Source organism: Melaminivora alkalimesophila, assembly GCF_000282995.1.
GTDB lineage: Bacteria > Pseudomonadota > Gammaproteobacteria > Burkholderiales > Burkholderiaceae_C > Melaminivora > Melaminivora alkalimesophila.
Genome location: NZ_ALEE01000093.1, coordinates 1 through 5,743 on the forward strand (window position 1 = coordinate 1; position 5,743 = coordinate 5,743).

Sequence of the window (5,743 nt, forward strand, 5' to 3'; positions counted from 1 at the left end):
GGGGCGGGTGCGCCGCCTGGAGGCGCTGCGCGAGCGCCGTGCCGAGCGGCGCGAGGCGCTGGGCAGCGTGCGGCTGGAGGTGGACTCGGGCCGCCAGTCCGGCTACCAGGGCAAGATCGTCGCAGAGCTGGAGCGGGTGAACAAGGCCTACGGCGAGCGCAGCGTCGTGCGCGACTTCAGCGCCACCATCCTGCGCGGCGACAAGGTGGGCCTGGTGGGGCCGAACGGCGCCGGCAAGACCACGCTGCTCAAGCTGATCCTGGGCGAGCTGGAGCCCGACAGCGGCAGTGTGCGCCGCGGCAGCAACCTGCAGGTCGCCTACTTCGACCAGTTGCGCAACACCATCGACATGGACGCCACCCTGGAGGACTTCATCAGCCCGGGCAGCGAGTGGATCGAGATCGGCAACCAGCGCAAGCACGTGCGCAGCTACCTGGAGGATTTCCTGTTCTCTCCGGCACGCGCGCATTCGCCCGTGCGCTCGCTCTCCGGCGGCGAGCGCAACCGGCTGCTGCTGGCGCGGCTGTTCGCGCGGCCGGCCAACGTGCTGGTGCTCGACGAGCCGACCAACGATCTGGACATCGACACGCTGGAGCTGCTGGAGGAGCTGCTGCAGGGCTATGACGGCACGGTGTTCCTGGTGAGCCACGACCGCACCTTCCTGGACAACGTGGTGACCAGCATCATCGCCAGCGAGGGCGAGGGGCGCTGGCGCGAATACCAGGGCGGCGTGCAGGACTGGCTGGAGCAGTCGCGGCGCAGCCGGGCGCTGGCGGCTTCTGCCGCACCCGCCCGCAAGGAAGAAAGGCCCGAGGCCGCCGCGCGCCCTGCGGCACCGGCGGCCCCTGCCCCGCAGCGGCGCAAGCTCAGCTACAAGGAGCAGCGCGAGCTGGAGCAGCTGCCGGCGCGGATCGAGGCGCTGGAGGCCGAGCAGAACGCCATCCGCGCCGAACTGGAGGACGGCAGCCTCTACGCCCGCGACGGCGCGCGCGCGGCTGCGCTGCACGCGCGCGACGGCGAGATCGAGGAGCTGCTGATGCAGGCGCTGGAACGCTGGGAGGAATTGTCCGCCTGAGGCGCCGGGGGTCGGGGCCGGGGCGGCCCCCCTTCAGATGCGGTGGTGCACCCGGTCGCCGCCGCTGCCGCGCAGGCGCGCGATCAGGGCCGGGGCGATCTGGGTGAGCGGCAACACCTCGTCGGCCGCGCCGTGCGCGATCGCCTCGCGCGGCATGCCGAAGACGATGCAGCTGGCCTCGTCCTGGACGTAGTTGTAGCTGCCGGCATCGCGCATCTCGCGCATCGCCGCCGCGCCATCGGCGCCCATGCCGGTGAGCATGATGCCAAAAGCGTTGCGCCCCACCACCTGGGCGGCCGAGCGGAACAGCACCTCCACGGACGGCTTGTGGCGGTTCACGGGCGGGCCGTCATCGACCACGGCGACGTAGTTGGCGCCGCTGCGCGCGAGCGCGAACTGCCGGCCACCCGGGGCGATGTAGGCGTGGCCGGGCAGGATGCGCTCGCCGTTCACCGCTTCCTTGACGGTGATGCGGCACAGGGCATCGAGGCGCGCGGCGAAGCTGGTGGTGAAGCCCGCCGGCATGTGCTGGGTGATGGCGATCGCCGGGGCGTCGGCGGGCATGTGCACCAGCACCTCGCGGATCGCCTCGGTGCCGCCTGTCGAGGCGCCGATGCAGATCACCTTTTCGGTGGACAGGCGCCCGAGCAGCGAGGCGGCCGGCGGGGGCGCTGCCTGCGCCGCGCCGGGCGCCGTGGGGGGGGCCGGGGCCTTGGCCGGCAGGCGGCGCACCTGCGCCACCGAGGCGATGCGGATCTTGTCGACGATGTCCGCCGCCAGCTCGTTCAGGCCGCTGGCCAGCCCCACGCGCGGCTTGGCGACGAAGTCCACCGCGCCCAGCTCCAGCGCCTTCATCGTCACCTCGGCGCCGCGCTCGGTCAGCGTGGAGATCATGACCACCGGCATGGGCCGCAGGCGCATCAGCCGGCCGAGGAAATCGATGCCGTCCATGCGCGGCATCTCCACGTCCAGCGTGATCACGTCCGGGTTCAGCTCGCGGATCATCTCGCGCGCGATCAGCGGATCGTTGGCCGTGCCGATGCACTCCATGTCGCTCTGGCGGTTGATGATCTCGGCCAGCAGGCTGCGCACCAGGGCCGAATCATCCACCACGACGACGCGTATCTTGCCACTCCTCATGGGCTGCAACTTTCCTTCCTGGGCCGCGCCCGCGCGCAGCCGCCATCCAGCATTTCCCCGGCCTCCGCTCAGAACAGGTCCACCGAGCCGCCGGCGTTGGCCCGCGCCACGGTCGCCACGTTGCCGCGCACGACCTCCTCGACCAGCACCTCGGGGTGTACGTGCGCCAGGCGCTTGACCATGGCCTTGCCCGTGGCGGGGAAGAACACGACCTTGCGCGGGTGGATGTCGAGCACGTCCTCGGAGACGATGGGGATGCGCTCGGTCGCCAGGTAATTCTGCACAAAGCGCGTGTTGCGCTCGCCCACGTTGAGCGTGGTGAAGTTGTGCATCACCTGCCCGCCGCCGAAGATCTTCGCCTGCAGGGTCTCGCGCCGCGCGCCCAGTTTCATCATCTCGTTGATCAGCAGCTCCATGGCGTAGGAGCCATAGCGGCCGCAGGCCTCCGCGCTGTCCCCGTCGGGCAGCATGAAGTGGTTCATCCCGCCCACGCAGGCATGGCTGTCCCACAGGCAGGCGGCGATGCACGAGCCCAGCACGGTGACGATGGTCATGCGCTCGCGGGCGACGAAGTATTCGCCCGGCAGCACCTTGACCGCGTTGTGCTGGAAGTGGTGGTCGAAGTAGAAAAACGACGCCTCGCCAGGGCGGCGCGGGCGAGCGCGCAGCGCCTCCAGGCTGACTTCCGGAGCGGGCTCGGCGGCGGCGCTGCGCGGCGCGATGCGCGGCACGTGGCGGCGCTCGTGGGCCGGGGCGCCGCGGGGGGGGCCGGCGTGCAAGGGGTTCATGGTTTCGGCCAGGGCCTCATGGGACAGACGCTTCAGATGCGCTCGTACACGGTCTTGCCGCGCAGCACGAACAGGTCGCGTGAATCGCTGAAGTTCTCCGCATGCCCGACGAACAGGGTGCCGCCCGGCTTGAGCACGCGGTGGATGCGCTCCAGCACGCGCCGCTGGGTCGGGGTATCGAAGTAGATCATGACGTTGCGGCAGAACACCACGTCGAAGGGCTCGCGAAACGGCCAGTCGTCGCGCACCAGGTTCACGTTCATGAACTCGATGGGGCGACGCAGCTCCGGCCGCACGCGCGCCAGCCCGGCGTTGGCGCCCTTGCCACGCAGGAAGAAGCGCTGCAGCCGCTCCTGGCTCAGGCCCTTGAGGTTCTCCAGCGGGTACACGCCCTGCGCCGCCTTCTCGAGCACCCGCGAGTCGATGTCGCTGGCCACCAGCTTGAAGGAGGCGCCCGCCCCCAGCGTCTCCAGCGCGGTTATGGTGATGGAGTAGGGTTCCTCACCCGTCGAGGCGGCATTGCACCACACGCTCCACGGCCCCGCAGGGCGCTTGGCCAGCAGCGCCGCGAGGATCTCGAAGTGGTGCTGCTCGCGGAAGAAGGCCGTGAGGTTGGTGGTCAGGGCGTTGATGAATTCCTGCCACTCGGCGCCGTCGTGGCCTTCCAGCCACGCGAGGTATTCCTGGAAACTGCGGTGGCCGGTCTCGCGCAGCCGGCGCGACAGGCGGCTGTAGACCATGGCGTGCTTGCCATCGTGCAGGCTGATGCCCGCGCGCTGGTGGATCAGGCCCTGGACGCGCTTGAAGTCGGCCTGCGTCCAGGCGAACTCGCGCCCCTGGGCGTCCTCGCCTTCCACGGGCGCCAGCCGGCGCGCCACGGTCGCGCGCTGGAGTGCGACGTCGCGATGGGCCATCTTGCGCAGTTCCACGGTGTCGCTCTCCGGCCGGCCTCAGCCGTCCGCCGCCAGGCCCATGTCGGCACTGGCCATCAGGCGCTCGATGTCCAGCAGGATCAGCATGCGCTCGCCGACCGAGCCCAGCCCGCGGATGCACTGCGCGTCGATGGCGCTGTCCACGTCGGGCGCCGGGCGGACCTGCTCGGGCGCGAGCTCCAGCACGTCGCTCACGGAGTCGACCACGATCCCGACGATGCGCTCGCGCAGGTTCAGGATGATCACCACCGTGAAGCTGTCGTACTCCGCCCGCGCGCAGGCCAGCCGCAGCCGCAGGTCCACGATCGGCACGATGGTGCCGCGCAGGTTGGTCACGCCCTTGATGAAGGGGGGCGCGCCGGCGATGCGCGTGGGCGGCTCGTAGCCGCGGATCTCCTGCACTTTCAGGATGTCGATGCCGTACTCCTCCTGCCCGAGGCGGAAGGTGAGGTACTCACGCGCCTGCGCGGCGGCGTCGCTGCGGGGGTTGCTGATCACTGCGTTCATGCACTGCTTCCTTGCATCGCGGTACGGGGCGGCCCGGGTGGCTGCGCACGCCCGCTCAGTGGCGCGCGCGCCGCACCAGCGCGCCGGTGTCCAGGATCAGGGCGACGGTGCCATCGCCCAGGATGGTGGCGCCCGAGACATTGGGCACCTTGCGGTAGTTGCTCTCCAGGTTCTTCACGACCACCTGGTGCTGGCCCAGCAGCTCGTCGACCAGCACCGCCACGCGGCTGCCGTCGGCCTCGACCACCACCATCAGGTTGCTGCCGGTGGCGCTGCCCTCGGGGCGCGGCACCTGGAAGATGCGCTCGAGCGCCACCACCGGCATGTACTCCTCGCGCACCTTGACGAGCTGCGAGCCCTGGGCGACGGTGTTCATGTCCTGCGGGTTCACCTGGAAGGACTCGACCACCGAGGACAGGGGCAGGATGTAGACCTCCTCGCCCACGCCCACCGACATGCCGTCCATGATCGCCAGGGTGAGCGGCAGGCGCACCGAGACGCGCGTGCCGTAGCCCTCGGCCGAGTCGATCTCGATCGAGCCGTTGAGCGAGGCGATGTTCTTGCGCACCACGTCCATGCCCACGCCGCGGCCCGACACGTCGGTGACCACCTCGGCAGTGGAAAAGCCCGGCGCCAGGATCAGGTTCCAGACCTCGCTGTCGGGCATGTCGTCGGAGACCTGCATGCCGCGCTCGCGCGCCTTGGCAAGGATCTTCTGGCGCGACAGGCCCTTGCCGTCGTCGCGCACCTCGATGACGATGGAGCCACCCTGGTGGGCCGCCGACAGCGTCAGCGTGCCGTACTCGGGCTTGCCGGCCGCCAGGCGCTCGGCGGGCAGCTCGATGCCGTGGTCGCAGCTGTTCCTGACCAGGTGCGTGAGCGGGTCGGTGATCTTCTCCACCAGGCTCTTGTCCAGCTCGGTCGCCTCGCCGTGCGTGACGAACTCCACCTTCTTGCCGAGCTTGCCCGCCAGGTCACGCAGCATGCGCGGGAAGCGGTTGAAGACCGTGGACATCGGGATCATGCGGATCGACATGACCGATTCCTGCAGGTCGCGCGTGTTGCGGTCCAGGTCGGCCAGGCCGGCCAGCAGCTGCTGGTGCACGCCCGAGTCGAGGTCGCGGCTGGTCTGCGCCAGCATGGCCTGGGTGATGACCAGCTCGCCCACCAGGTTGATGAGCTGGTCCACCTTGCTCACGGCCACGCGCAGGGTGGTCGATTCCATGGACGGGGCGCCAGCGGCGCGGGGCTCGGCGGTGCGCGTCGGGGATCCGGGCGCGGGCCCGGCCTGGGCAGCCGCC

General features: G+C 70.4%; 6 protein-coding genes. 1 reads left to right on the forward strand and 5 read right to left on the reverse strand.

Annotated elements, in window-relative coordinates:
- Positions 1 to 1,075: ATP-binding cassette domain-containing protein (locus A612_RS01160; RefSeq protein WP_019372783.1), on the forward strand; the 1,075-nt coding region annotated here is incomplete at its 5' end.
- Between the two features lie 33 nt (positions 1,076 to 1,108).
- On the opposite strand, the gene A612_RS01165 is transcribed toward A612_RS01160, so the two are convergent.
- The 5 genes from A612_RS01165 to A612_RS01185 form a co-directional block, all read right to left on the reverse strand.
- Complete coding sequence (locus A612_RS01165; RefSeq protein ID WP_019372784.1) at positions 1,109 to 2,215, reverse strand: protein-glutamate methylesterase/protein-glutamine glutaminase; 1,107 nt, start codon at positions 2,213 to 2,215, stop codon at positions 1,109 to 1,111.
- A gap of 68 nt (positions 2,216 to 2,283) precedes the next feature.
- Positions 2,284 to 3,003, reverse strand: a complete 720-nt coding sequence (gene cheD / locus A612_RS01170) for a chemoreceptor glutamine deamidase CheD (RefSeq protein ID WP_019372785.1) — start codon at positions 3,001 to 3,003, stop codon at positions 2,284 to 2,286.
- A gap of 32 nt (positions 3,004 to 3,035) precedes the next feature.
- Positions 3,036 to 3,917: a CheR family methyltransferase gene (locus A612_RS01175; protein WP_051001387.1), complete on the reverse strand. Its 882-nt coding sequence runs from the start codon at positions 3,915 to 3,917 to the stop codon at positions 3,036 to 3,038.
- A gap of 36 nt (positions 3,918 to 3,953) precedes the next feature.
- Positions 3,954 to 4,442 (reverse strand): chemotaxis protein CheW, encoded by a 489-nt coding sequence (locus A612_RS01180; RefSeq protein ID WP_019372787.1) that lies wholly within the window; start codon positions 4,440 to 4,442, stop codon positions 3,954 to 3,956.
- A gap of 55 nt (positions 4,443 to 4,497) precedes the next feature.
- The coding region (locus A612_RS01185) for a chemotaxis protein CheW (protein WP_040435497.1) at positions 4,498 to 5,743 on the reverse strand (1,246 nt) is incomplete at its 5' end.